Here is a 23,495-nt window from a genome sequence, read left to right on the forward strand (position 1 = left end):
ATACATCGTGAAAACCACCACCCGTGTCGCAGTTATCGGAGGCGGCGTTGTCGGATGCTCGGTTCTGTATCACCTGACAAAACTGGGCTGGTCCGACGTTATGCTGCTGGAGCGGTCCGAGTTGACCAGCGGATCGACATGGCACGCCGCAGGCGGATTTCACACGTTGAACGGCGACACCAATATGGCGGCGCTGCAGGGGTATACGATCCGGCTGTACAAAGAACTGGAAGAGATCACCGGAATGTCCTGTGGCCTGCACCATGTGGGCGGCGTGACACTGGCCGACAACCAGGACCGGTTCGACATGCTGCTGGCCGAACGCGCCAAGCACAGGTTCATGGGGCTGGAAACCGAAATCGTTGGCCCGGACGAGATCAAGCAGATCGCGCCCATCACCAACACAGACGGCATTATCGGTGCGCTCTATGATCCTCTGGATGGGCATCTTGACCCATCGGGTACCACGCATGCTTATGCCAAGGCAGCCCGCATGGGTGGTGCAACCATAGAAACTCATTGCATGGTACGTGAAACCAACCAACGCCCCGATGGGACCTGGGATGTGGTGACCGACAAAGGTACGATTCACGCCGAACATGTCGTAAACGCAGGCGGGCTCTGGGCGCGTGAGGTTGGCGCGATGGCCGGTGTCTATTTCCCGCTGCACCCTATGGAACATCAGTATCTGGTGACCGACTCGATCCCTCAGATCGGGGCGATCATCGACGCGGGTGGCGAACATCCACACGTCATGGACCCCGCCGGCGAAAGCTACCTGCGGCAGGAAGGGCGCGGTTTGTGCATTGGGTTCTATGAACAACCCTGCAAACCTTGGGCTGTTGATGGCACACCGTGGGAGTTTGGCCATGAATTGCTGCCCGACGATTATGACAAGATCACGGACAGTATCGAATTCGCCTATCGCCGTTTTCCGGTTCTGGCAGAAGCGGGGGTGAAATCGGTGATCCACGGTCCGTTCACCTTTGCACCCGACGGCAACCCTCTGGTCGGGCCGGTACCGGGCATACGCAACTACTGGTCGGCTTGCGGAGTCATGGCAGGCTTCAGCCAGGGTGGCGGCGTTGGCCTGACACTGGCGCAATGGATGATCGAAGGCGAACCCGAACGCGATGTCTTTGCCATGGATATTGCGCGTTTCGGCGACTGGATCAGCCCGGGGTATACCCGCCCAAAAGTCATCGAGAACTATCAGAAACGCTTCAGCGTCGCCTATCCGAACGAAGAACTGCCCGCAGCGCGCCCCAACCGCACGACCCCGATGTACGACATCTTCACCGATCTGGGGGCGGTCTGGGGGCAGCAATACGGTCTGGAGGTCGCCAACTACTTCGCGCAAGGAGACGAGCCGGGATATGAGACGCCTTCGTTCCGGCGTTCGAATGCGTTTGCCGCGACAGGTCGCGAAGTGCGTACCGTGCGCGAGGGTGTGGGTATCAACGAAGTCCACAATTTCGGCAAGTATCGCATCTCAGGACCCAACGCACGCGGTTGGCTGGATCGGATCATGGCAGGTCGGATACCGAAACCCGGACGACTGTCGTTGACCCCGATGCTGTCGCCCAAGGGCAAACTGATCGGGGACTTCACTGTTTCCTGCCTCAGTGAGACTGAGTTTCAACTCACGGCTTCCTACGGCAGTCAGGCCTTCCACATGCGTTGGTTCCAGCAGCACACACAGGACGGCGTGACGATTGAGAATATCAGCAACCGCTTGAACGGCTTTCAGATCGCGGGACCCAAGGCAATGCAGGTTCTGGCTGCGTGTTCCCGCGATGACCTGAGTGATTTCCGCTTCCTCGATGTGCGCCGCATGACCGTGGGCATGACGGAATGCATAGCACAGAGGGTCAGTTATACCGGCGATCTTGGATTCGAGATCTACTGCGATCCGATGGCGCAGCGGCAACTTTGGTGGACATTGTGGGAAGCGGGGCAGCCCCATGGCATGGTTCCCTTTGGAATGCGCGCAATGATGAGCCTGCGTCTGGACAAGTTCTTCGGGTCGTGGATGCGAGAGTTTTCACCCGACTACACCGCTGCGGAAACCGGGTTGGACAGGTTCATCTCGTTTCGCAAGAATGCAGACTTCATTGGTCGCGCAGCTGCTGAGGCGGATCGTGCCAAAGGCGCGACACGCACCTTGGTCGCTTTCGAAGTCGAAGCCGATGACACAGACGTCAACGCCTATGAACCGATCTGGTTGGATAGCGCAGTTGTTGGTTTCTGCACCTCAGGTGGCTATTCACACCACGCACGAAAGTCTGTCGCCATTGGTTTCCTGCCGTCTGAACGCGTAGCAGATGGGCTTGAAGTTGAGATCGAAATACTGGGCCAGATGCGCAAGGCAAAGGTTATCTCGACACACTTGTTTGACGCTGACCGCGCCCGAATGAGGGGATGACTCGCGCCTGGGTCAACGGCATTGTAGCGGGATGATTAAGATTCCCATTATCATTCTGGCTGCGGGTCAATCCAGCCGCATGGGCGACATCGACAAGCTGATGCAACCGATCAACGGCATTCCGTTGCTCGCCCGTTCCGCAAGCATGGCCTGCGCCGTTGGGCCTGTGATCGTCGCCCTGCCTCCTGAACCGCATCCAAGATATGACGCGCTTGATGGCTCTGATGTTCAGATCGTTCCGGTCTGGGATGCGGCAGAAGGAATGAATGCCAGTCTGCGCGCCGCGATCCAAAAGCTGCCGTCGGATGCACCAGCCACTATGGTTTTGTTGGCCGATCTACCCGATCTGACCGAAACAGATCTGACCACAATTCTGAAAGCGCGACGTGCCCACCCCGACAACCTGATCTGGCGTGGAACAACCGAGGATGGAAAGCCCGGTCATCCGGTCGTGTTTGACAGATCTCTTTTCGATCAACTGTCACGGCTGAAAGGGGACGACGGCGCGCAGGAGATTGTGCGAAAATATCGGGACAGCGTTCATCTGCATCCCCTGCCCGCCCAAAATGCACGGTTGGATCTGGATACCCCGGAAGACTGGAAGGACTGGCGCGGAAAACATACTCTCTGAACAAACACGGCCCGGTCTAATCGACCGGGCCGGTGCCCAAAACAGGACTACCACTTTGCTCAATCTCCAAAGTGTGGCCAGTGTGCTTTCAGAAACACCCCGACTCCCAAGCAGCTAAACCTAAACAAGACCCCCTCGTTAACATGCCGCTATCACTTTTGGTGATCGAGTTAGCCGCAAGCGCCCCCTAGCGCTTTTGGCTCCCCTCACTTGGGCACCTTCATCCTCACTTATCCGATCGCGCGAAACAATGTAAAATTGGATGGAAGGGATAATTTGGGTCTTCCTCGAATGGTTTTTGCGCAACATCGCGTTGCGTCAAATTCAACCTTAAGGCGATTATTGCCTTTGGGAAACGGTAGCGATTCGGGATTAAGCGCAAACTTATTCACCAATATCCGCAGTCCAAAACATGTTTATTGTGTCAAGCCATGCCTCACACAGACTCACCCACAACCATTGGAAGAGCAGCCTTTTTCTCGATCTTTCGGAAGGATGATTGTCAACAAAACAAAACAAATTCAATGTTTTTGAAAGTTTGACGCCATTTTTAGCAACAATCCTCCGATTCGCTTTGGTCCGGATCGGTAAAAGCCCGCGAATCCCGACCGACGTCAGCCGTCACACAACACCGGCTTTGTGGCAAAATTAAGATTTATTAATTGATCAGTCAGGAAACGCCAATTCTGAGAAGGCATCTGTTGTCTCAACGCGCAGCCGCAACTGCGTGAACATAACAGGAGACACAAATGAGCATCCGCAAATCCTCGCTTCTACTTCCCCGCACTTCCAACTGGGCAGGTGCCAGCGCGCTCGGCGCGGCCCTTCTGGCAGCGACGGCCATGCCGTCAATGGCGGACGAGGCATTGGCTGATCTGGTTGAGACCGTTTCACCGTCGGTCGTAACCATCATCGCCGAACACGACGCAGTGCCGACCCCAGCCCAGGGTCAGAACTTTGACTTTGAAGGGCATCCCTTTGGTGAATTCTTCAAACGCTTCGGCGGCCCGGAAGGGTTCAACATGCCGCAACGTGGCCCGTCCCAGGGCCTGGGCTCGGGTTTTGTTCTGGATGAGGCCGGATACATCATCACCAATCACCATGTCGTCGACAATGCCTCGACCGTGACCGTGCGCCTCAGCGATGATCGCACCTTCGACGCCGAAGTGGTCGGAACAGACCCGCTAACGGATATCGCGGTTCTGAAAATCGACACGGGGACTGACCTGCAAGCCGTGGAACTTGGCGACAGTGACACAATCCGCGTAGGTGAAGACGTGGTCGCCATCGGCAACCCCTTCGGCCTGAGCTCGACCGTGACCACAGGTATCGTTTCGGCAAAAGGCCGCAACATCTCGGAAGGTCCATATGCAGAGTTCATCCAGACGGATGCAGCGATCAACAAGGGCAACTCGGGCGGCCCTCTGTTCAACATGGAAGGCGAAGTTGTTGGCGTGAACTCGGCCATCTATTCGCCCAGCGGTGGGTCGGTCGGTCTTGGATTTGCCGTAACTTCGAACATCGTTGAACACATCGCAGCCGATCTGCGTGATGATGGACAGGTCAGCCGGGGTTGGCTGGGCGTGTCGATCCAGAACGTTAGCCCACAACTTGCGGCGGCGTTGGGGATTGAGGCTTCCACGGGCGCGTTGGTGTCCGACGTAGTTTTAGGCAGCCCGGCAGACGGTGTCCTGAAGCAAGGCGACGTGATCCTGTCATTCAACGACGATGCCGTAGACTCCAGTGGTGATCTTCCCATCCTTGTGGGCACGACCAAAGTCGGCACCGACAGCACTCTGACCGTGTTGCGTGACGGCAAGCAGAAAACAGTGTCCCTTACTGTTGGCCAGCATCAGACCGCATCGGCCGAGGCCGACAAACCGGTCGAAGCAGAAGTTGCGGGCACAACGCTCGGTGTTACCGTGGCACCGCTGACCGAAACGGTTCGGGCCGAGACAGGTGTTGCCGTAAACGTCGAGGGCGTCGTCGTCACCGACCTGAAGCCCGACAGCCCCGCGGCAAAAGCCGGCCTGCAGCGTGGTGACGTGATCGTCAAGTTGGGCAATCAGGACACCTCCACACCGGACGCTCTGAAGGCGGCGCTGGACAGCGAAAAAACCGATCCTGCCCTGGTGCTGATCAATCGTGGCGGCAGCCAGATCTTCGTCGCGGTCGAACTGGCCTGAACCTGAACATGCGTGCGCTGCTTGATGGGGATTTCCGGCGCACGCCTCACCCGGCGGATCAGAGTTGTCCACTGTCCGCCGGGCTTGCCGGGTGCAGGCCCAGCACCCGGCAAGAACTTCTCCTAACCATATGCTTTACCTGAAATTTGTGATTAAATATAAAAAGAAAGGAGCCCGACCATGAGCCGCCGTCTGTTGATCGTCGAAGATGATGCTGACACAAAGGACTTCATCGCCAAGGGTTTTGGCGAAGAGGGATACGTGGTTGAAACCGCGGCTGACGGTCGCGAGGGGCTGTACCATGCCACTGACGGTGGGTTTGACGCCATTGTTCTGGACAGGATGTTACCCGGTCTGGACGGGCTGTCACTGATCAAATCCATGCGGGCGGCCGGATTGAAAACCCCGGTATTGATGCTGACGGCGATGAGCGCGGTGGACGAACGGGTCAAGGGCCTGCGCTCGGGCGCCGACGATTATCTGGTCAAGCCATTCTCGTTCCAGGAGTTGCACGCCAGGATCGAGGCCTTGCTGCGCCGCCCTCAGGAATCCGAAGAGGCGCCGACATTGACCTGCAAAGACCTGCAGATGGATTTGTTGACCCGCAAAGTCACGCGCGACGGGCACGAGATCACACTGACACCACGTGAGTTTCAGATTCTCGAGTTTTTCCTGCGTCGCAAAAACCGTGTGGTGTCGCGCACCATGTTGCTTGAAGGAGTTTGGGATTACCACTTTGACCCGAACACCAACGTTGTGGACGTTCATATCTCGAAATTACGGCGCCAGCTGGACGAAGGCGGTGACGCGCAGCTGATTGAAACCGTCCGTGGAGCGGGTTACATGATGTCCGATGGATAACCTTGGGCTTTCGTTAAACAATTCAAGAACAAGGCTGGTAGCAACCAGCATGATTCTGAGCACGATTCTGACAGCGTCTGTGCTCGCGTTCGTCTATGTGACCGCCAACCGAAGCATCGAAGCCGAGACCCGCTCGGTCGTATCAGCAGAGTTGACGGGCCTTGCAGATGAATACGAAAGGCGCGGGCTGATTGGGTTGATCACTGCAATTGAGCGCCGTTTGCCAAGTGCCGCAGAGCGGGACGCGCTCTATCTTTTGACAGATCGGTTGGGCCTCAAACTTGTAGGCAATCTCAAGTCCTGGCCGGTGAACATTGCCGCCGGAAGTGGTTGGGTAGACTTGGAATTACGCCGAGCAGACAATGATCAGCTCGTGTCCGTCTCAGCCGCATCGATCCGCCTGCCGGGCGGCGAGCGCCTTCTGGTTGGGCGGGATGCTGCGTCGCGCCAGCAATTCGACAGGGTTCTGTTTCGCTCAGTTGCCCTGGCGCTGGGGATTGCTTTGGTTCTGAGCGTCATCACCGGTTGGTTGTTCACGCGGTTGGTATTCTCGCGCCTCTCGGATATTGCCAGCACGGCTGAGAATATCGTTTCAGGCGATCTGTCAAAGCGGATGCCGCTGCGTGGAACCGGGGACGAATTCGATCAGGTTTCAGGCACATTGAACAACATGCTCGACCGGATCGAGGAATTGATCAGCAACCTTCGCACCACCTCGAATTCGATTGCGCATGATCTTCGCTCGCCTTTGTCTCGCCTGCGACAACGAGTTGAGGCCCTCTCTGAACCCGGCAAAAGCGATCTGGATCGCGAGATCGATATCGTACGGGCAACGGGTGAAATTGATCACGTTTTGCGCGTATTGGGGCAACTCACCGAAATCTCACGGGCCGAGGCCGGTCTGGGACGAGAGCAATTCGAAACCATCGATTTGCAGCAACTGGTTGGCGATGTTGTAGAGCTTTATGACCCGGTCGCCGCCGATCAAGGTGTACAACTTGAAGTCAGGGGCTCTGCCCCTGCCATTCAGGGGCACCGGCCTCTTCTGTCGCAAGCTCTTTCCAATCTGTTGGAAAACGCCTTGCGTTACGCACCAGCAGATACCGCGATCACGATTTCTATCGATGCGCGCGACGGTCTTGACCAGCTAAGCGTCAGGGATCGTGGACCCGGCGTTCCCCCCGAAGAACTGGATCGCCTTCAGCTTCCATTCGTGACACTTGACCCCGCTCGGACGGAACGCAATGCGGGTTTGGGCCTGGCTCTGGTCGCAGCAATTTCACATATGCACGGTGGGAAATTTGCCGCCCGGAACTGTGACCCCGGGCTGGAAACCACGATCAATCTGGCTCAACAGCGTTAATCCGGAACACCATTTATTGCCATGGTCTTGTTTTTATAGCGCGTATCGTCGGTGACATCCGTACCGAACCAATCCGGTGGGACGTATCTTGCGGCCTGGTCCTGTGAGGTGAATTCCACTTCCACCAGGCACAACGGTGCCAGATCTCCCGCGAAGACGTCCAGCTCAAATACCAGACCATCCTGCAATTGAGCGGTGTAGCGTATCTTCTCAACCCGCCGCCCTTCTGTTTCCGGCCAGAAGGTATCGAACTGTTCCGCAGTGATCTCGGCCTCGCGCTCCATCCGCACCAGGCCGCCGACACCTTTCAAAGTCAGGAAATACGCATCGTTTTTTTGCCTCAACCGCAACTCGGCGGAGTCGTCGGGCGCGGTCAGATAACCCTGTCGTACAACGGCTTTTTTCGCTTTGCTCAGGTCCGGCAGGTTTGCCACCAGAAACTTGCGTTCGATTTCTTTGCTCATCGGTTTGAAATCACTCCGCTCTCCAATTCCTCAAACAGTGCCCGGTAGGCAGCACAGGATACACTGCGCCCGGCAAAGGTACTGATCGGGGCACGATGCTGACCCATCTTTTCGATATCCGCAGCGAAAGGAACCGTCGTCTGCAAAAAGCGTTTTGGATACAGCTTGCGCATCGCCTCCATAGTTTCCTGATGCAAAACCTTTCGGTGTTGCACCATCGAAAAAAAGGCCCGCAGTTTTTTCTTGCGCAACTTGTGTTTGTCAAAAAACTCAACCAACTGATCGAACGTCCGTTCGGACAGGGTTGTGGGAATGACCGGCACGACGATTTCATCGGCTGCCTTGAAGATATTCTCGGACAGGGTCGAAAAATTGGGCGGGCAATCCAGAATGATCACATCATAATCGCTACCTGCGGCTTTTAAAGCTCTTTTCAACCGCGAACGTTTGTTTCGCATCCGCGACAGGAACACATCAAAATCACGAAAGGTCAGATTCGCTGGCAGCACGTCCAAACCTTCGAAATCGCTGGCCCGGATTGCCTTGGTAAACCGTTCCACATCTTCGAAAAACCGCGCATCCGTCAGCTTTTTCGAAGGCTTCACCCGAAAGTAGAACCCCGATGCGCCCTGAGGGTCAAGGTCACACAGCAGCACCTGTTGCCCCGCCTGCGCATATGCATAAGCCAGGTTCACCGAGGTTGCTGTTTTACCGACACCGCCCTTGTTGCTGTAACAGGCAATGATCTTCATTCCTCACTCCTCTTTCCGGTGAAACAAGGTCCGGAACAAGTGCCGGGTTTCCGGCCCGTCGAATTTCTCAAAGCTGGAAAGCACGCGGCTCCGCTCGGCCTTCTGGCGTTGATCCAGAACCGCGATCAATCCACCCACAGCCAGACCAATCCGCGCATCCACGCGGCCCTGCGCGTTGCTGTGCTGCGCGACAAAGGCCAGCAAAGACTCTTGCTGAACGGAGTAATCGTTAAACAGACCCAGATTGTCCTGCAGCTTTTTCAATGGTTTGATGATCTCCTTGAAGTTCTTTGCATCAAAGAGAGGGCCAAAGAATTCCATCAGGTAGCGCAGTTTTTTACAATCAATGCGAAGGTCATGCACCGTGTCATCCGGAGTGTCGTCGGTGATGCCACGAGCGACCTTGCATACCTTGCGATACCGTTTCCAAATCAATGCGCATGCATATTCGTGTGCCCCGCGCTTTGCGTTTGATCCGGGTTCTAAACGATCTATTCCGTTGAACAATGCTGTCAGATTGGTCAGACAGGCGTTGTATTCTTCGCTGCGCAATCGGCGGGACAAGCGTGACAGTTCCCGCGCGCGTTCCGTCTCGAAAAGGTCGAACATTTCTTGCAAGCCATCATGAAGTATGGACGGTAAGAAACTGAAGTATTTATCTTTTTCCAGAAGGTAGACATCCAGATCACGCATACGGCCGGTGGGGGTCATGAGGTCGGAAAAGACCTGCTTCAAATGCACGGTCTGCGCGTCGGAAAAAACGCCTTTGAACAGGCTGATCACAGATCGGACCTTCCGCAGAGACACTCGGTAATCATGTAGAAATTCCGTGTCGATATCGGCGATAATTCCTTCTTCGTTTTGCCGGGCAACTTTCAGATAGTTTTGAATAATATCCGCAGCGACCTGAATGGATGGTTCAGCTTTTCCCAACTCGATCTCAGGCTTGGCCCGATAGGGAACCATGTCCGAGAAAAGCCCGGCGTAAAACGCTTCGGCACCCGACCCACCCCCTGACATGGCAGACATCGCGGTGTTTACCTTTTGAAACGCTCTCTCATACCCACGCAGTCGCTGAAACTTAACAATCGTCGCCTGACCGGTTGTCGAGGACAGGCACCAAACCTTTCCCCTGACTAGCGTTTTGTCCAACTCATCCAATACGGCGAGTGGTTTCGTCTGAATCTCCCCGGCTCCGATCTGCATCAGCGCGCGCAGTTTCGGAAACCCTTTCAAAGCTGCTTTAACGGGGCCCTGCGGCAGGTCTTGAACAAACCGCCCCTGCCCCTTGCAGCGTTGAGACAGTGGCGCACGGCCATTCTGGAAAAGCCACAGTGTTTCCCCGACCTCAACCAGAACACGACCTGATTTCCGCAACGATTGATCGTGGCAATCCAGCTGCACGAAAGGTTTCGCAACTCCAGTTGGGTCGATCCTGATCGTAAACCCGGGAATGAGCCTTTCAAGAAGCGCCTCGTCAATCGGTTTGGACAGAAAGCCTTGAACATCTGAAGGTTTGGTCATGATCCGCCGATCCGGGGCGCTTTCAGGTATTCATTGACATTTGTCTCAACGATCTTCTGCACGCTGGTTCCTCTTCGATGGTTCTGATCCTTCAATACGTACAGGGTTTTCACCTCCAATTTTTGCCAGAAGCTTGTCTTGCCCCTGACCGGGTCACTTTCGGTATTTCTGGCTTCTGAAACCCGGCCCTCCGAGACAGCATGACTTCATGAGAGCTGAAACTCGAGACGACAGCAAGCCATTATGTTTTGGCAATTTACAAACATGGGTGACAGCCCCCGAAGGCGTAAGTAATAGAGACTTATGAGTGATCCCGTTTCCTCGATCCGCAACCTTGGTCCGGCCTTTGAGCAGGCCTGCGCGCGCGCCGGCATCCACTCGGCCGACGAGTTGCGGGAACTGGGGCCGGATGAAGCCTATGCCCGGCTTTTGCGGGCTGGTACCAAAGCACATTTCATCGGCTACTATGTTTTGGTGATGGGGCTTCAGGGACGCCCCTGGAATGATTGCAAGGGTGAAGAGAAAAAAGAGCTGCGACAGCGTTTCGACGCGATCAAGGCCGGTAACAGCGCGGCGCCGGAGAACCAGATGGTTGCGGACCTGGACGCAATCGGCGTTCGCGTCGCTCCCAAAGACCTAAAGCAAGTCTGAACAAAAAAGGCCGCCCCTTGCAGAGCGGCCCGATCTTTCGGCAGAAAACCGGCTTAACCGACCAGTTCGATACCCGAGAAGAAATACGCGATCTCAACAGCCGCAGTTTCCGGTGCATCCGAACCATGAACCGAGTTTTCACCAACCGATTCAGCGAACTCGGCACGGATGGTGCCGGGTGCTGCGTCTGCGGGGTTAGTTGCGCCCATGACTTCGCGGTTCTTTGCAATGGCACCTTCGCCTTCCAGAACCTGAACAACAACCGGAGCCGACGACATGAACTCGCACAATTCATCATAGAACGGACGCTCGGCGTGAACTTCGTAGAACTTGCCGGCTTGTTCCTTGGTCATGTGGATGCGCTTTTGCGCAACGATGCGCAGACCGGCGTCTTCGAACTTGGCGTTGATCTTGCCAGTCAGGTTGCGGCGGGTTGCGTCGGGTTTGATGATCGAAAATGTGCGTTCCAGTGCCATGTCGGCCTCTCCTTGCAATGTGGCGCGGGTCCGCGCCGAAATCCATCGCGCGCCGCGTATCACGGTCTATCGCTCATGAAAAGTGTTATGATGGTCTGCCTGCCGCTTTGAGGTTCAGAATGTGTCCGGTAAAGGGTCCTTCCTGTCCAGACGCCGAACGTAAAGCACTGCAAGCAGGCCTGCAAAGCTGCTTGCCCACATCATGCCCAGAACCAGAAACGGCCCGTTTTCGGGGCTGACAAATGCGCCGGTCATCGAAGTCAGGATCGCACCCAGCGCTACAACCATCGCCCCCGACAACCCCGCCGCACTTCCTGCCAGCTTGGGGCGAACGGACATGACGCCCGCCGAGGCGTTTGCATTGGTCAGCCCGTTGCCGAACCCGACACAGATGGCCGAGCCGAAGAACACCCAGACCGACCCCAGATCAGCCAGAAACAGCAGCAGTCCGCAGAAAGGCCCGGTCGAAGCCACGACCCGGCCGATCAAGATCATCGTGGTCAGACGTGTGTGCGCCGCGATCCGGCCGGTTACGAAGTTCCCGACCATGAACCCACCCGTGATAATGCCAATTCCAAGACCCAGCAATGCGGGGCTCAGGTCGAACCACGCGGCCGCAACCAGCGGAGCACCGGTAATAAAGCTGTAGAACCCGCCGATGGAAAACGCCGCACACAGGGCATACCCCCAGAACCGGCGGGCGCGTAAAAGATGCGGGTATTCCCGCAACTGGGCCGCGAAAGTCGAAGAGCGGTTCATGTTCGTCTCGCCCATATCGAACCGCAGCAGCCCCAACAGCCCTGCCCCTAGCACTGTGTAGAGCACAAATCCCGAACGCCAGCCGAACAGCATATCCAGCGTCCCACCCAGCATCGGGCCAAGCATTGGCGCCAAAGCCATGGCCATCGCGACATAACCGAGTTTGCTTGCAGCCTCGTTCGGCGGATACCGATCTCTGATCGATGCGCTGGACAGAACCGACCCAGCCACCACCGCGGCCTGCAAAAGACGGAAGCCGAGAAAGGTCCAGATGGACCCGGCCAGAGAGCATCCGATTGAGGAGATGACGAAGATGGACATACAGATCAACAGGATCGGCCTGCGACCGAAACGATCCGACAAAGGCCCCATGATCAGTTGCAGCACGGCCGAGACCGCTAAATACCCCGCGACCGACAGATTCATGAGGCCATAATCCACCCCGAAGTCTTCGCTCATATGGGCCAGAGAAGGCAGGAACATATTCAGCGACAAAACCGACAATGCTGTGGCAAAGATCAGAGTGACCAAGTGTGGAGGCGTCCGGGCCGCGCGCATGTGAAAACCGTTCAGAAAAGCAAACGACACAGCGCTAACACATTGCTTGCAGATTGAACATGCCAAGCCGCTGGCGGCGGCATCACAGCTCTGCTAAGAGCGCTCCATGTTACGGATCGAAGACATCACCTATGCCGTTGAAGGTCGTCCATTGTTTGATGGCGCAACCGCAACGATTCCCGATGGTCACAAGGTTGGCCTTGTCGGTCGGAACGGAACCGGAAAGACCACGCTGTTCCGCCTGATCCGGGGGGAGTTGGCTCTGGAATCCGGTAATATCTCGGTCCCGAAACGCGCTCGGATTGGCGGTGTGGCGCAAGAGGTGCCCTCCTCTGATGTCTCGCTGATCAACACGGTTCTGGCCGCCGATACCGAACGCGGTGCATTGATGGCCGAGGCCGAAAGCGCCGAAGACCCGACACGTATCGCCGAAATTCAGACCCGTCTGGCCGATATCGACGCCTGGTCCGCCGAGGCGCGCGCGGCTTCGATCCTCAAGGGGCTGGGGTTTGATGACGAAGACCAACTGCGCCCGTGCTCGGATTTCTCGGGCGGGTGGCGGATGCGCGTTGCGCTGGCGGCGGTGCTGTTTTCTCAACCAGATCTGCTGCTGCTGGACGAACCGACAAACTATCTGGACCTCGAAGGCGCGCTGTGGCTCGAGAGCTATCTGGCCAAGTATCCTCACACGGTGATCATCATCAGCCACGACCGAGGTCTTCTGAACCGTGCCGTGGGGTCGATCCTGCATCTGGAAGACCGCAAGCTGACCTATTACGCGGTGCCATACGACAAGTTTGCGGAACGCCGTGCGGAACGTCTGGCGCAGGCGGAATCGGAAAACGTCAAGGCCAAAGCCCGCATCGCACATTTGCAAAGTTTTGTGGATCGGTTCCGCTATAAGGCATCGAAAGCTGTTCAGGCCCAGTCGCGCCTGAAGATGATCGAACGCATCCAACTGGTCTCGACCCCACAAGAAGCAGCACTCCGTGCGTTCAGCTTTCCGGAACCCGAGGAACTGTCGCCACCGATTATCCAGATTGAGGGCGGCGTCACAGGTTATGGCGAGACAGAGGTGCTTCGGCGTCTGAACCTGCGCATCGACCAAGACGACCGCATTGCGCTGTTGGGCAAGAACGGTCAGGGGAAATCGACCCTGTCCAAGCTGCTCTCGGACCGGCTGCCCCTGATGGCAGGCAGGATGACCCGCAGCAACAAGCTGCGCATCGGCTATTTTGCACAGCATCAGGTGGATGAGCTCTATGTGGACGAAACACCGCTGGACCACCTGCGCCGCCTGCGCCCTGACGAGGCGCCCGGCAAGTGGCGTTCGCGACTGGCCGGTTTCGGGTTGAACGCGGATCAGGCGGAAACCAAGGTCGGGCGTCTGTCGGGTGGACAGAAAGCGCGCCTTTCACTGCTGCTCGCCACGATCGACGCGCCCCATATGCTGATCCTTGATGAGCCGACCAACCACCTTGATATCGAAAGCCGCGAGGCGCTGGTCGAGGCGCTGACTGCTTATTCCGGCGCGGTGGTTCTGGTCAGCCACGACATGCATCTGCTGAGCCTTGTCGCGGATCGCCTCTGGCTGGTTTCGGATGGTACGGTCAAACCCTTTGACGGCGACCTTGAAGCCTATCGGTCCCTGCTGCTGGCGCGCGACAGACCCGTCAGGGAAAAGTCCCAGACTGTCAAATCAAAACGCCCCACACGCGAGGCGTTGTTGGCTCTGCGCGCCGATCTGCGCAAATGCGAAGACCGGATCGAAAAGCTGACCGATATGCATGACAGGCTTTCCGCCAAACTGTCCGACCCAGCGTTGTACGAGGACGATAAGATCAGCGATCTGGAAACCTGGAACCGCAAGTTCACCGAAGTCACCGAGGCCATGCAAAAGGCTGAGGCTTTATGGGTCGCCGCCGCCGAACGACTTGAACAGGCAGAAACAGCATGAAAACACCCGTCAAAGACACCGGAGCTATGATTTCCGGTATGCATCCCAACTTGCAGCCCGGTGAATTTGCCTTTGTCGTGTGGCCTGAGAACAAACCCTGGCCTGAGGGCACGCGGGCCAGCTGTGTCGAGGCCGAAGGGCTGTCTCTTGTCGTCCCGATCGCTGCGGCACCGCAAGATGCCGTCGCGATGCGTTGCATTACCTTGCAGGTCCATTCGTCGCTGGAAGGTGTTGGTCTGACCGCGGCCGTTTCCAGCGCGCTGGCTCAGGCGGGCATCCCAGCGAACATGGTCGCGGGGTATCACCACGATCATGTCTATGTCCCGTCAGGTTGTTCGCAAGATGCCCTGAATATCCTGCAAGACCTGCAACGGAGCAGCAAATAGCAATGGACAGCGCATTCCTGATTACCGCGTTCACAACGCTTTTCGTGGTCCTTGACCCGCCCGCGCAAACTCCGATCTTCGTGGCTCTGACACAGGGCATGGACTGGCATACGCGCCGCTCCATCGCGGTTCGGGCCTGCCTGACAGCAGGCTTTATCCTGGCCCTGTTTGCCGCCTTTGGCGAAGCCCTTCTGGGGTTTGTTGGCATTTCGATGGAGGCGTTCCGCGTCGCAGGAGGCGTCCTGCTGTTCCTAACCGCGCTGGATATGCTGTTTGAACGCCGCACCAAGCGACGCGAAAGCAGCGCCGAGGAAGAGGAACATCCAGACCCGTCCGTTTTTCCCCTGGGCATTCCACTGATTGCAGGCCCCGGCTCGATTGCAACGATGATTCTGCTTGCGGGCCAGCAACCCGGCATTCAGGGCCTTGCCGTTGTCATCGGCGTCATGCTCGTTGTTCTGGCGATGGTCTTCGTGATGTATCTGACATCCGGCGCTGTCGCACGGGTTTTGGGCAAAACCGGGTTGAACGTATTGACGCGACTACTGGGTATGTTGCTTGCGGCCCTGTCTGTTCAATTCATTCTTGATGGCCTCAAGGCCTTTGGATTTGCGTCTTAAATCCCCATATACAATGCGCGTAACTTGAGTGGGGTGAACCCTGTGGACAGCATCGATATCGGACAACTGGTCTATCTGGTCGTGCTCGGGCTGGCGATCGCGTTCTGGTTCGTTTCGCAAAACCGCCAGTCCCTGAACAAAACATTGCAGCAGGCGATGGCCTGGGTGTTCATTTTTGTTGGTGTCATTGCCGTTGTTGGATTGTGGGAGGACATCCGGTCCTCGGTTGGGCCTGCCCCGCAGATGACCGTTACCGGTCAAACGATCGAGGTGCCCCGTGCCTATGACGGTCACTACTATTTGCCGGTTTTGGTGAATGATGAGCCGATCAGCTTTCTTGTCGACACCGGCGCCAGCCAGATCGTGCTCAGCGCTCAGGACGCTGCGCGCGTTGGTATCGATCCTGATCAGTTGAACTATTTCGGACGCGCCTTGACCGCCAACGGAGAGGTGCGCACCGCGCCGGTGCGGCTTGAGACCCTGACCGTAGGGCCAATTACCGATCAGAACGTATCGGCCTGGGTCAATGAGGGCGAGCTGGATAAATCGCTTTTGGGGATGGAATACCTGCATCGTTTCTCAAGCATTCAGTTCGTAGATGGCAAGCTGATCTTGTCTCGTTAGCGGCTCTGATCGCTTGAGAACAAAAATAGAACATGCTAATGTTTCGGCATGTCTACTCAGCTTCTTGGCCACAAACCTGCGCGTCAGGCACCGGGGGTAAACCTCCATCCGCAGATCACCCTGCAACTGGGCCGTGTGCACGAGGCGTGCGGCCCCGCCCGGCGCAGCTTTGCCATGTGGCTGGCCAGTCAGACACAGGGGCCGGTCTTGTGGATTTCCCCCGCGTGGGAACCTGGCCAGCTAAACCCCGATGGGATGATGGCCTTTACCGACCCGGCCCGGTTCATCTTTGTTCAGCCCACCCGTGCCGAGGATCTGCTGTGGTGTCTGGAGGAGGCGCTGCGCAGCGGGGCCATTCCGCTGATCGTCGGCGACCTGCCCGGCGCGCCGGGGCTGACACCGATACGCCGGATGCATCTGGCCGCCGAACAAGGGGGTACGATGGGGCGGGCTCCGCTTGGTTTGCTGCTGACACCCGGAGATGGTGGCGCGCAAGGGGTTGAGACACGCTGGCACATGGCTGCCACCCATCGGGACGATGCGAGGCTCTGGACCCTGACCCGCCGCCGCGCCCGTGCCCTGCCCCCGGTCACATGGCAGGCCACCATGACCGCCGCCCGTGCCGGTTTGCATCTGAAACGGATCGAAACCGAAGATGCAACGGCGTAAAGCCACGCGGATCACGCAAGAAGTGACTGGTCAAACCCCGGGCCGCGCCCTAGCGTCACCGCATGAGCCATCCGATCCATGACAGTCGCTATTCCTGGCTTCGCCTTCTGATCACGCTCGCCATTGCAACAGTGGCGAATGTTGGCATGTGGGCGGTGATCGTGGTCATGCCCGCGGTTGAAGCCGAATTCGGGGCCGGTCGCGCCGAAGCCTCGATGCCGTATACGCTGGCGATGATCGGTTTTGCCTTGGGTAATATGTGGTTGGGGCAGTTGGTGGACCGGCTGGGTGTCACCAGCGCCCTGATCGGAGCAGCCGTCTTGAGTGCTCTGAGCTATGTGCTGGCAACGCTGGCGCCGAATATAATGTTGCTATCCGCGGCGCATCTTCTGCTTGGGCTGGGCACGTCAATTGGGTTTGGTCCGCTGATCGCCGATATCTCGCATTGGTTCGTGAAGCGGCGCGGTATTGCCGTCGCACTAGTGGCAAGCGGGAATTACCTATCCGGCGCCATCTGGCCCACCATGCTGTCCGGAATTCTGGCTCGGGACGGATGGCAACAGGTCTATCTGACGCTCGCCGTTCTGACGCTTATCGTCGTCATTCCCCTGTCGCTGCTGCTACGCCGCAGGGTGCCGGTCGAGGCACACAGCACCGCCGCAGCATCCGCCCAAATCAATGCACGAAGTGTCGGCGTATCACCACGCGCGCTGCAATATATTCTGGGCCTGGCCGGGATCGGTTGTTGCGTCGCCATGTCGATGCCGCAGGTTCATATCGTCTCGTATTGCGTCGGACTGGGATATGGGCCCGCAGTCGGGGCCGAAATGCTGTCGCTGATGTTATTGGGTGGCGTTGTCAGCCGCATCATCTCGGGTCTGTTGGCTGACCGGCTGGGCGGCGTCGTGACGCTTTTGATCGGTTCTCTTCTGCAATGCATCGCCCTGTTCCTGTTCCTGCCGTACAACGGAATGGTGTCACTTTACGCCATCAGCCTGCTCTTTGGCCTGGCACAGGGTGGCATCGTGCCCAGCTATGCGTTGATTGTCCGTGAATACATGCCGCCGCAAGAAGCTGGCGCGCGGGTCGGGTTCGTCATGATGATGACCATTCTTGGCATGGCACTCGGCGGCTGGATGTCAGGGTGGATATACGACCTCACCGGAAACTACCAACTGGCGTTCGTGAATGGCATTCTTTGGAATGGCCTGAACATTGCAATCGTTCTGATGCTGCTCAGGAGATCCCGCCCCGGACGAGAACGGGTCATGGCATGACCCTTCTGACCCGTCGCAGCCTGCTTGCCGGCCTGGCAACCCTGCCCCTGACCCAGGCGGCACACGCTGCTTTGCGGCCTTACATCTTGTCGGATGAAGGCACCAGGGTCGGGTTCACTTTTGATCTTGCGGGGGTGACTCAGTCAGGGACAATGCCGATCCGGACCGCCGAAGTTCAAATTGACTCACGTCGCCTGCAGAACAGTCAGGTCACAGTGACACTGGACGTCAGCAAGGCCACAACGCGGCTGCCCTTTGCCCGAATGCCCATGCTCAGCCCCAGCGTATTGGACGCGAAACAGCACCCAACGATCCGGTTTGTGTCAACGGACATACAGTTGGGCACGGAAGGACGAATATCAGACGGCGCTCGGATCACGGGTGATCTGACGGTCCGCGGCGTGATCCGCCCGATCACGCTGGAGGCCAATCTGTACCGGCAGGCGGGAAGTGCAGAGAACAATCTGAACCGTCTGACCATTGGCCTGAAGGGCGCTCTGAACCGGCACGACTTCGGAGCTTCGGGCTATCCTGACCTGGTTCATGACACTGTCGGCCTGGACATCCACGCAGAGATTATCCGCGCGACCTGATCGTCAATTGGCAAAAAACGACTCGCTAAAGTCGAATTGATGCGCGCATTGTGCGGCGACACTGCCAATCTGAGACCACCATGCGCACGATCATTTCATTTGCCGCCCTGTTTCTTTCGGTCATTCTGCTACAGCTTTCGACAGGAGGCGTCGGACCTCTCGATGCCATATCGGGCATCACGCTGAATTTCACGACAGAACAGATCGGCCTATTGGGATCTTCGCACTTTCTGGGGTTTTTCATCGGCTGCTGGTGGGCACCACGTCTGATGGGAAATGTTGGTCATTCGCGTGCATTTGCCGTTTGCACTGCGCTGGGTGCAATGGGCTTGATCGGGCATACGCTGACTGAAAACCCATACATCTGGGCGGCCCTGCGTGTGGCCTCTGGCACCTGCGTGGCAGGCGCGTACACGGTGATCGAGGCCTGGCTGAACGCAAAGGTCACCAATGAAACCCGAGGGCGTGCGATGGGCACGTACCGGATCGCAGATATGGGCGCATCCCTGTGCGCCCAGTTAATTATCGCCGTTCTGCCCCCGGCTTCATATGTCTCATATAACCTGCTTGCGATCTTGTGTTGTGCGTCGCTGCTGCCGTTGACACTGACCAAAGCAAGCCAGCCCAAAACACCTGATGCGCCTCGCCTTAAACCCGGGCTGGCATGGCGCAGCTCACCGCTGGCCGTGGCGGGTGTGATCGTGGCAGCGGTCAGCTCGGCCTCGTTCCGTATGGTGGGTCCGGTTTACGGGCAAGAAGTCGGCCTTGCCGTCGATCAGATCGCATTCTTCCTAGCCTCGTTCGTAATGGGTGGTGCGCTTGCACAATACCCCGTCGGCTGGCTGGCTGACAAATATGACAGGCGCTGGGTGCTGATCTGGCTGTCAGCTGCAGCGGTGCTCAGTTGCGGCGTCACCATGGCGGCAAGCGGCACCGGAACGATCGGGGTCATGTCGGCGGCGGTATTCTTTGGCCTGACAACCTTCCCGATCTTCTCGGTTTCTTCTGCCCACGCAAATGACTTCGCCACATCTGAGGAACGGGTGGAGCTGTCTGCGGCCCTGATGTTCTGGTTTGCCTTGGGGGCAATTGCATCGCCCTATATTACCTCGACTTTGATCCAGAAATTTGGTCCCGGGGCCCTTTTTGCCTTCGTCGCGTTCGGGCATGTCTTCCTGATCGTATTTGGTCTGGCGCGGATGCGGTCCCGCCCCACCCCCGAGGAGCGTACAAACTATGTTTATGCCCCGCGTACCTCATTCACGATTGGTCGCCTTCTCAAACGGTCACGGGAAAACTTGAAAAACTAGACACCCGCTGGTTTTTGTATGCCTTTCGTGATTGCCCCGGTTTTTTCGGTCGGCCTTGCATGAAACAAGGACGGGTCCGAACAGCTCAGATTCAACGCGTTGCGGTTATACTGTTCCGGGAACGCGAACCAGATCGCCGGGGCAGCGCGGTTTTCGGACCATTCGGCGTCCAAATTGACTTGCAGGTCAATGTCGGGCTTTTGCTGGACGATCACATCATGTAGACGGGCGCGCAGACAGTTACGCGGAAACGGATCATGGCTCGGATTCTCATCACCTCGGCGATCCCCTATATCAACGGGATCAAACACCTCGGCAATCTGATCGGCTCGCAATTGCCTGCCGACTTGTATGCACGTTACCAGCGTGGCCGGGGGAACGAGGTCATGTTCCTGTGCGCCACGGATGAACACGGCACACCAGCCGAGCTGGCGGCGGCCAAGGCGGGTAAACCGGTGGCCGAGTACTGCGCCGACATGTATGCGATTCAGGCCGATATCGCCAATCGGTTTGGGCTCAGCTTCGATCACTTTGGACGCTCGTCCAGCGAACAGAACAAGCGCCTGACCCAGCATTTTGCGGGTAAGCTGGATGACGCGGGCCTCATCCGCGAAGTCAGCGAGAAACAGGTTTATTCCAACGCTGATGGCCGCTTTTTGCCCGATCGGTATATTGAAGGCACCTGCCCCAATTGCGGCTATGACCGCGCGCGCGGCGACCAGTGCGAGAACTGCACCAAGCAGTTGGATCCGACGGACCTGATCGAGCCGCGCTCGGCCATTTCCGGGTCGACCGACCTGGAAATACGTGAAACCAAGCACCTGTATCTGCGCCAATCCGCGATGAAGGATAAGCTGGATGCGTGGATCGACAGCAAGACAGACTGGCCGGTCCTGACCACGTCAATTGCCAAAAAGTGGCTGCATGACGGCGACGGCTTGCAAGACCGTGGCATCACCCGCGATCTGGACTGGGGTGTGCCGGTCAAAAAAGGCGATCAGGATTGGCCGGGGATGGAGGGCAAGGTCTTTTACGTCTGGTTCGACGCCCCCATTGAATACATCGCCTGTGCCAAGGAATGGGCTGACGCCAACGGCAGGACAGACGCGGATTGGGAACGCTGGTGGCGCACCGACAAGGGCGCGGACGACGTGCGCTATGTCCAGTTCATGGGAAAGGACAACGTGCCGTTCCATACGTTGTCGTTCCCGGCCACCATCCTCGGCACCAACACGCATAATGAAGAGACCGGATCACCCGAACGCTGGAAGCTGGTGGATTTTATCAAGTCGTTCAACTACCTGAATTATGACGGCGGCCAGTTTTCGACCAGCCAGGGCCGTGGCGTGTTCATGGATCAGGCACTGGACATTCTGCCTGCCGATTATTGGCGCTGGTGGCTGCTGAGCCATGCGCCGGAAAGCAGCGACAGTGAGTTCACGTGGGAGAACTTCCAGCAATCGGTGAACAAGGACCTCGCCGACGTTCTGGGCAACTTTGTCAGCCGGATTACCAAATTCTGCCGTTCGAAATTTGGTGAAACCGTGCCCGAAGGCGGTGAGTTTGACGCCCGCGAGCAAGCTCTGATCGAAGAACTCACCAAACGCGTCCGCGCCTATGAGGGCCACATGGGGGCGATGGAGGTTCGCAAATCCGCGCAGGAGCTACGGGCAATCTGGGTTGCCGGAAATGAATATCTGCAGGCTGCAGCTCCGTGGTCCACGTTCAAGGAAGACTCCGAGCGGGCTGCTGCGCAGGTACGTCTTGGCCTGAACCTGATCCGGCTTTACGCCGTTCTCAGCGCGCCGTTCATCCCCGACACCTCGGCCCGTATGCTGAGCGCGATGAACACGTTGGATACCAGCTGGCCGGATGATGTCGCCGTCGCCTTGAACGCCCTGCCCTCCGGACACGACTTCACCGTGCCCGACGTTCTGTTCGCCAAGATAGCGGATGAACAGCGTGAAGAATGGCAGGAGAAATTCGCTGGGACCCGCGACTGAACCATCCGATACCTAGAACCAGGGGGGCCATTCCGACCCCCTTCTCGCTCGGGCCCGATGACCACGCCGGGACCTAAGCCAGCATAAGTGCTGAAATTTTTGACATCGGCCCCGATCGACTCAAGATTCATCACGCTTGAGATATCGGCACAAAAAAGTCATCCTGAGATCAAGTTCCTCCGACTCGGGTCGCCCTGGCGACCGGGTCGGTATCTTTTGTTTCTGCATCGAACGAGGCTTTCGCCATGTCCCCAGCATTCATTTCGCCCAACAAGACCAGCAGGCATTTGGCCGCCGTATTCATGCTGTTGTCCTTGGGTTTGGCGCATCCTGCGACCGCGCAGGAAGAAGGGGCACCACCAAAGGTTTCCATAGCCGCAGCCTATACCGAGGAAATCACTGACGAGGCCACGTTCATCGGGCGCGCCGAGGCAATCAACAAAGTCGATATCGTGGCGCGCGTGAACGGGTTTCTCAACAGCCGAGAGGTCGAAGATGGAGCGACGGTAAATGAAGGCGACCTGCTGTTCACCATCGAACCCGACCTTTACGAGGCCACACTTGAGGCCCGAAAGGCCGATCTGAACCGGGCGGAAGCGAATCTTGAGCTGGCAAAGGTTGATCTGGCGCGTAAAGAAGAGCTTTACAAACGTGACGCGACGCCGGAATCGGAACGCGACATCGCGCGCGCCAATGAACTGGTCGCAGAGGCAGAGGTGAAAGCAGCCAAAGCTGCGATCCGGCAGGCCGAGCTCGACCTGAGCTACACGCAGATCCACGCACCATTTGATGGCCGTATCGGCAGGATCACCACAAGCGTTGGCGATGTTGTTGGTCCAAACAACCCTCCACTGGTCAATATCGTAAGCGAGACGCCAATCTACGTGAATTTCTCGTTGAACGAAAAGCTCTTTACCTCGGTTTTGCAGACCGTTGGCGAAAACTCAGCCTCTCTTGCGGATAGTCCGCAAAGCCCAAACGTGCACGTCACCCTGCCCAATGGCACAGAGATGGATGAAGTCGGCAGAATTGTATTCGTTGACAACCGTATCGACCCATTGACCGGCGCAATCACAATGCGGGCCCAATTCGACAATACGGACCGGCTGATCCTGGACGGCGCTTTCGTGAATGTGCAGATCGAAGCGCTGGAGCCGACCTTGCAGGTTCTGGTGCCACAAGCCGCCTTGCAACGCGATCAGCGGGGCGATTTTGTCCTGGTGGTTAATGACAAGCAAATGGTTGAACAACGCTACATCACAACAGGTGACACTTTTGGTACTGCGATTATCGTGCTGGACGGACTGCGTGAAGGTGAAAGCGTCATTGTCGAGGGCTTGCAGCGGGTCCGCCCCGGTGTGGCTGTTGACGCGGTCGTGGCCTCTGAACAGCCGGGAGAGTAACAG

The 23,495-nt window shown here is 57.4% G+C and carries 21 protein-coding genes; 16 read left to right on the top strand and 5 right to left on the bottom strand.

Annotated features, from left to right (window positions below):
- Window positions 1–7: 7 nt before the first annotated feature.
- From AC2FJB_RS05130 to AC2FJB_RS05150, 5 genes are all read left to right on the top strand, one after another.
- Window positions 8–2,425 carry a GcvT family protein gene (locus tag AC2FJB_RS05130; protein ID WP_496717355.1) on the top strand — a complete coding sequence of 806 codons (2,418 nt, stop codon included), beginning with the start codon at window positions 8–10 and terminating at the stop codon, window positions 2,423–2,425.
- 31 nt (window positions 2,426–2,456) lie between these two features.
- Window positions 2,457–3,056: a nucleotidyltransferase family protein gene (locus AC2FJB_RS05135; RefSeq protein WP_496717354.1), complete on the top strand. Its 600-nt coding sequence runs from the start codon at window positions 2,457–2,459 to the stop codon at window positions 3,054–3,056.
- Between the two features lie 749 nt (window positions 3,057–3,805).
- Entirely contained in the window at window positions 3,806–5,242 is a 1,437-nt protein-coding gene (locus AC2FJB_RS05140; RefSeq protein ID WP_496717353.1) for a Do family serine endopeptidase, read from the top strand.
- 180 nt (window positions 5,243–5,422) lie between these two features.
- Window positions 5,423–6,103 (top strand): response regulator transcription factor, encoded by a 681-nt coding sequence (locus tag AC2FJB_RS05145; RefSeq protein ID WP_117869211.1) that lies wholly within the window; start codon window positions 5,423–5,425, stop codon window positions 6,101–6,103.
- A gap of 49 nt (window positions 6,104–6,152) precedes the next feature.
- Window positions 6,153–7,466, top strand: coding sequence for a sensor histidine kinase (locus AC2FJB_RS05150; RefSeq protein WP_496717352.1), 1,314 nt, complete (start codon window positions 6,153–6,155; stop codon window positions 7,464–7,466).
- Here the strand turns inward: AC2FJB_RS05150 and AC2FJB_RS05155 are convergent.
- The 3 genes from AC2FJB_RS05155 to AC2FJB_RS05165 are packed head-to-tail and all read right to left on the bottom strand — an operon-like array spanning window position 7,463 to window position 10,206.
- Window positions 7,463–7,930 carry a CYTH domain-containing protein gene (locus tag AC2FJB_RS05155; protein ID WP_117869213.1) on the bottom strand — a complete coding sequence of 156 codons (468 nt, stop codon included), beginning with the start codon at window positions 7,928–7,930 and terminating at the stop codon, window positions 7,463–7,465. The two genes, AC2FJB_RS05150 and AC2FJB_RS05155, sit on opposite strands and share 4 nt — an antisense overlap.
- Window positions 7,927–8,682 (bottom strand): ParA family protein, encoded by a 756-nt coding sequence (locus AC2FJB_RS05160; protein WP_496717351.1) that lies wholly within the window; start codon window positions 8,680–8,682, stop codon window positions 7,927–7,929. Before AC2FJB_RS05160 ends, AC2FJB_RS05155 begins: the two co-directional genes overlap by 4 nt.
- 3 nt (window positions 8,683–8,685) lie before the next feature.
- Window positions 8,686–10,206 (bottom strand): CHAD domain-containing protein, encoded by a 1,521-nt coding sequence (locus AC2FJB_RS05165; protein WP_496717350.1) that lies wholly within the window; start codon window positions 10,204–10,206, stop codon window positions 8,686–8,688.
- Between the two features lie 303 nt (window positions 10,207–10,509).
- Here AC2FJB_RS05165 and AC2FJB_RS05170 point away from each other — a divergent pair, with 303 nt between their 5' ends.
- Window positions 10,510–10,857: a TfoX/Sxy family protein gene (locus AC2FJB_RS05170; protein WP_299896399.1), complete on the top strand. Its 348-nt coding sequence runs from the start codon at window positions 10,510–10,512 to the stop codon at window positions 10,855–10,857.
- Window positions 10,858–10,910: 53 nt separating this feature from the next.
- On the opposite strand, the gene ndk is transcribed toward AC2FJB_RS05170, so the two are convergent.
- Both ndk and AC2FJB_RS05180 read right to left on the bottom strand, forming a co-directional pair.
- Complete coding sequence (ndk, locus tag AC2FJB_RS05175; RefSeq protein ID WP_039530342.1) at window positions 10,911–11,333, bottom strand: nucleoside-diphosphate kinase; 423 nt, start codon at window positions 11,331–11,333, stop codon at window positions 10,911–10,913.
- Between the two features lie 114 nt (window positions 11,334–11,447).
- Complete coding sequence (locus tag AC2FJB_RS05180; RefSeq protein WP_496717598.1) at window positions 11,448–12,650, bottom strand: multidrug effflux MFS transporter; 1,203 nt, start codon at window positions 12,648–12,650, stop codon at window positions 11,448–11,450.
- Window positions 12,651–12,756: 106 nt separating this feature from the next.
- Here AC2FJB_RS05180 and AC2FJB_RS05185 point away from each other — a divergent pair, with 106 nt between their 5' ends.
- The 10 genes from AC2FJB_RS05185 (at window position 12,757) to AC2FJB_RS05230 (ending at window position 23,492) form a co-directional block, all read left to right on the top strand.
- Window positions 12,757–14,607: an ABC-F family ATP-binding cassette domain-containing protein gene (locus AC2FJB_RS05185; RefSeq protein ID WP_496717349.1), complete on the top strand. Its 1,851-nt coding sequence runs from the start codon at window positions 12,757–12,759 to the stop codon at window positions 14,605–14,607.
- Window positions 14,604–14,993 (top strand): ACT domain-containing protein, encoded by a 390-nt coding sequence (locus AC2FJB_RS05190; protein ID WP_496717348.1) that lies wholly within the window; start codon window positions 14,604–14,606, stop codon window positions 14,991–14,993. Before AC2FJB_RS05185 ends, AC2FJB_RS05190 begins: the two co-directional genes overlap by 4 nt.
- A gap of 2 nt (window positions 14,994–14,995) precedes the next feature.
- Window positions 14,996–15,613 carry a MarC family protein gene (locus AC2FJB_RS05195; protein ID WP_117869219.1) on the top strand — a complete coding sequence of 206 codons (618 nt, stop codon included), beginning with the start codon at window positions 14,996–14,998 and terminating at the stop codon, window positions 15,611–15,613.
- Between the two features lie 42 nt (window positions 15,614–15,655).
- Entirely contained in the window at window positions 15,656–16,237 is a 582-nt protein-coding gene (locus AC2FJB_RS05200) for a retropepsin-like aspartic protease family protein (RefSeq protein ID WP_496717347.1), read from the top strand.
- Window positions 16,238–16,285: 48 nt separating this feature from the next.
- The gene (locus AC2FJB_RS05205) at window positions 16,286–16,906 is read left to right on the top strand and encodes an ImuA family protein (RefSeq protein WP_496717346.1); all 621 of its coding nucleotides are present in this window, start codon (window positions 16,286–16,288) and stop codon (window positions 16,904–16,906) included.
- 62 nt (window positions 16,907–16,968) lie between these two features.
- Entirely contained in the window at window positions 16,969–18,183 is a 1,215-nt protein-coding gene (locus AC2FJB_RS05210; RefSeq protein ID WP_496717345.1) for an MFS transporter, read from the top strand.
- Window positions 18,180–18,776 (top strand): YceI family protein, encoded by a 597-nt coding sequence (locus AC2FJB_RS05215; RefSeq protein WP_496671823.1) that lies wholly within the window; start codon window positions 18,180–18,182, stop codon window positions 18,774–18,776. The genes AC2FJB_RS05210 and AC2FJB_RS05215 overlap by 4 nt, the downstream gene beginning before the upstream one ends.
- An 80-nt stretch (window positions 18,777–18,856) precedes the next feature.
- Window positions 18,857–20,086, top strand: a complete 1,230-nt coding sequence (locus tag AC2FJB_RS05220; RefSeq protein ID WP_117869224.1) for an MFS transporter — start codon at window positions 18,857–18,859, stop codon at window positions 20,084–20,086.
- 257 nt (window positions 20,087–20,343) lie between these two features.
- The gene (gene metG / locus AC2FJB_RS05225) at window positions 20,344–22,089 is read left to right on the top strand and encodes a methionine--tRNA ligase (protein WP_496717343.1); all 1,746 of its coding nucleotides are present in this window, start codon (window positions 20,344–20,346) and stop codon (window positions 22,087–22,089) included.
- A 302-nt stretch (window positions 22,090–22,391) separates the two neighbouring features.
- The gene (locus AC2FJB_RS05230; RefSeq protein WP_371415307.1) at window positions 22,392–23,492 is read left to right on the top strand and encodes an efflux RND transporter periplasmic adaptor subunit; all 1,101 of its coding nucleotides are present in this window, start codon (window positions 22,392–22,394) and stop codon (window positions 23,490–23,492) included.
- The last annotated feature ends 3 nt before the right edge of the window (window positions 23,493–23,495 follow it).

It is taken from the genome of Ruegeria sp. CDSC085 (assembly GCF_059610465.1).

Coding starts and splice junctions, on each gene's coding strand:
- AC2FJB_RS05185 (WP_496717349.1), top strand. CDS start 12,757: ATGTTACGGATCGAAGACATCACCTATGCCGTTGAAGGTCGTCCATTG.
- AC2FJB_RS05190 (WP_496717348.1), top strand. CDS start 14,604: ATGAAAACACCCGTCAAAGACACCGGAGCTATGATTTCCGGTATGCAT.
- AC2FJB_RS05155 (WP_117869213.1), bottom strand. CDS start 7,930: ATGAGCAAAGAAATCGAACGCAAGTTTCTGGTGGCAAACCTGCCGGAC.
- AC2FJB_RS05230 (WP_371415307.1), top strand. CDS start 22,392: ATGCTGTTGTCCTTGGGTTTGGCGCATCCTGCGACCGCGCAGGAAGAA.
- AC2FJB_RS05210 (WP_496717345.1), top strand. CDS start 16,969: ATGAGCCATCCGATCCATGACAGTCGCTATTCCTGGCTTCGCCTTCTG.
- AC2FJB_RS05170 (WP_299896399.1), top strand. CDS start 10,510: ATGAGTGATCCCGTTTCCTCGATCCGCAACCTTGGTCCGGCCTTTGAG.
- AC2FJB_RS05205 (WP_496717346.1), top strand. CDS start 16,286: ATGTCTACTCAGCTTCTTGGCCACAAACCTGCGCGTCAGGCACCGGGG.
- AC2FJB_RS05220 (WP_117869224.1), top strand. CDS start 18,857: ATGCGCACGATCATTTCATTTGCCGCCCTGTTTCTTTCGGTCATTCTG.
- AC2FJB_RS05140 (WP_496717353.1), top strand. CDS start 3,806: ATGAGCATCCGCAAATCCTCGCTTCTACTTCCCCGCACTTCCAACTGG.
- ndk (WP_039530342.1), bottom strand. CDS start 11,333: ATGGCACTGGAACGCACATTTTCGATCATCAAACCCGACGCAACCCGC.
- AC2FJB_RS05145 (WP_117869211.1), top strand. CDS start 5,423: ATGAGCCGCCGTCTGTTGATCGTCGAAGATGATGCTGACACAAAGGAC.
- AC2FJB_RS05180 (WP_496717598.1), bottom strand. CDS start 12,650: ATGCGCGCGGCCCGGACGCCTCCACACTTGGTCACTCTGATCTTTGCC.
- AC2FJB_RS05135 (WP_496717354.1), top strand. CDS start 2,457: ATGATTAAGATTCCCATTATCATTCTGGCTGCGGGTCAATCCAGCCGC.
- AC2FJB_RS05150 (WP_496717352.1), top strand. CDS start 6,153: ATGATTCTGAGCACGATTCTGACAGCGTCTGTGCTCGCGTTCGTCTAT.
- AC2FJB_RS05160 (WP_496717351.1), bottom strand. CDS start 8,682: ATGAAGATCATTGCCTGTTACAGCAACAAGGGCGGTGTCGGTAAAACA.
- metG (WP_496717343.1), top strand. CDS start 20,344: ATGGCTCGGATTCTCATCACCTCGGCGATCCCCTATATCAACGGGATC.
- AC2FJB_RS05165 (WP_496717350.1), bottom strand. CDS start 10,206: ATGACCAAACCTTCAGATGTTCAAGGCTTTCTGTCCAAACCGATTGAC.
- AC2FJB_RS05195 (WP_117869219.1), top strand. CDS start 14,996: ATGGACAGCGCATTCCTGATTACCGCGTTCACAACGCTTTTCGTGGTC.
- AC2FJB_RS05215 (WP_496671823.1), top strand. CDS start 18,180: ATGACCCTTCTGACCCGTCGCAGCCTGCTTGCCGGCCTGGCAACCCTG.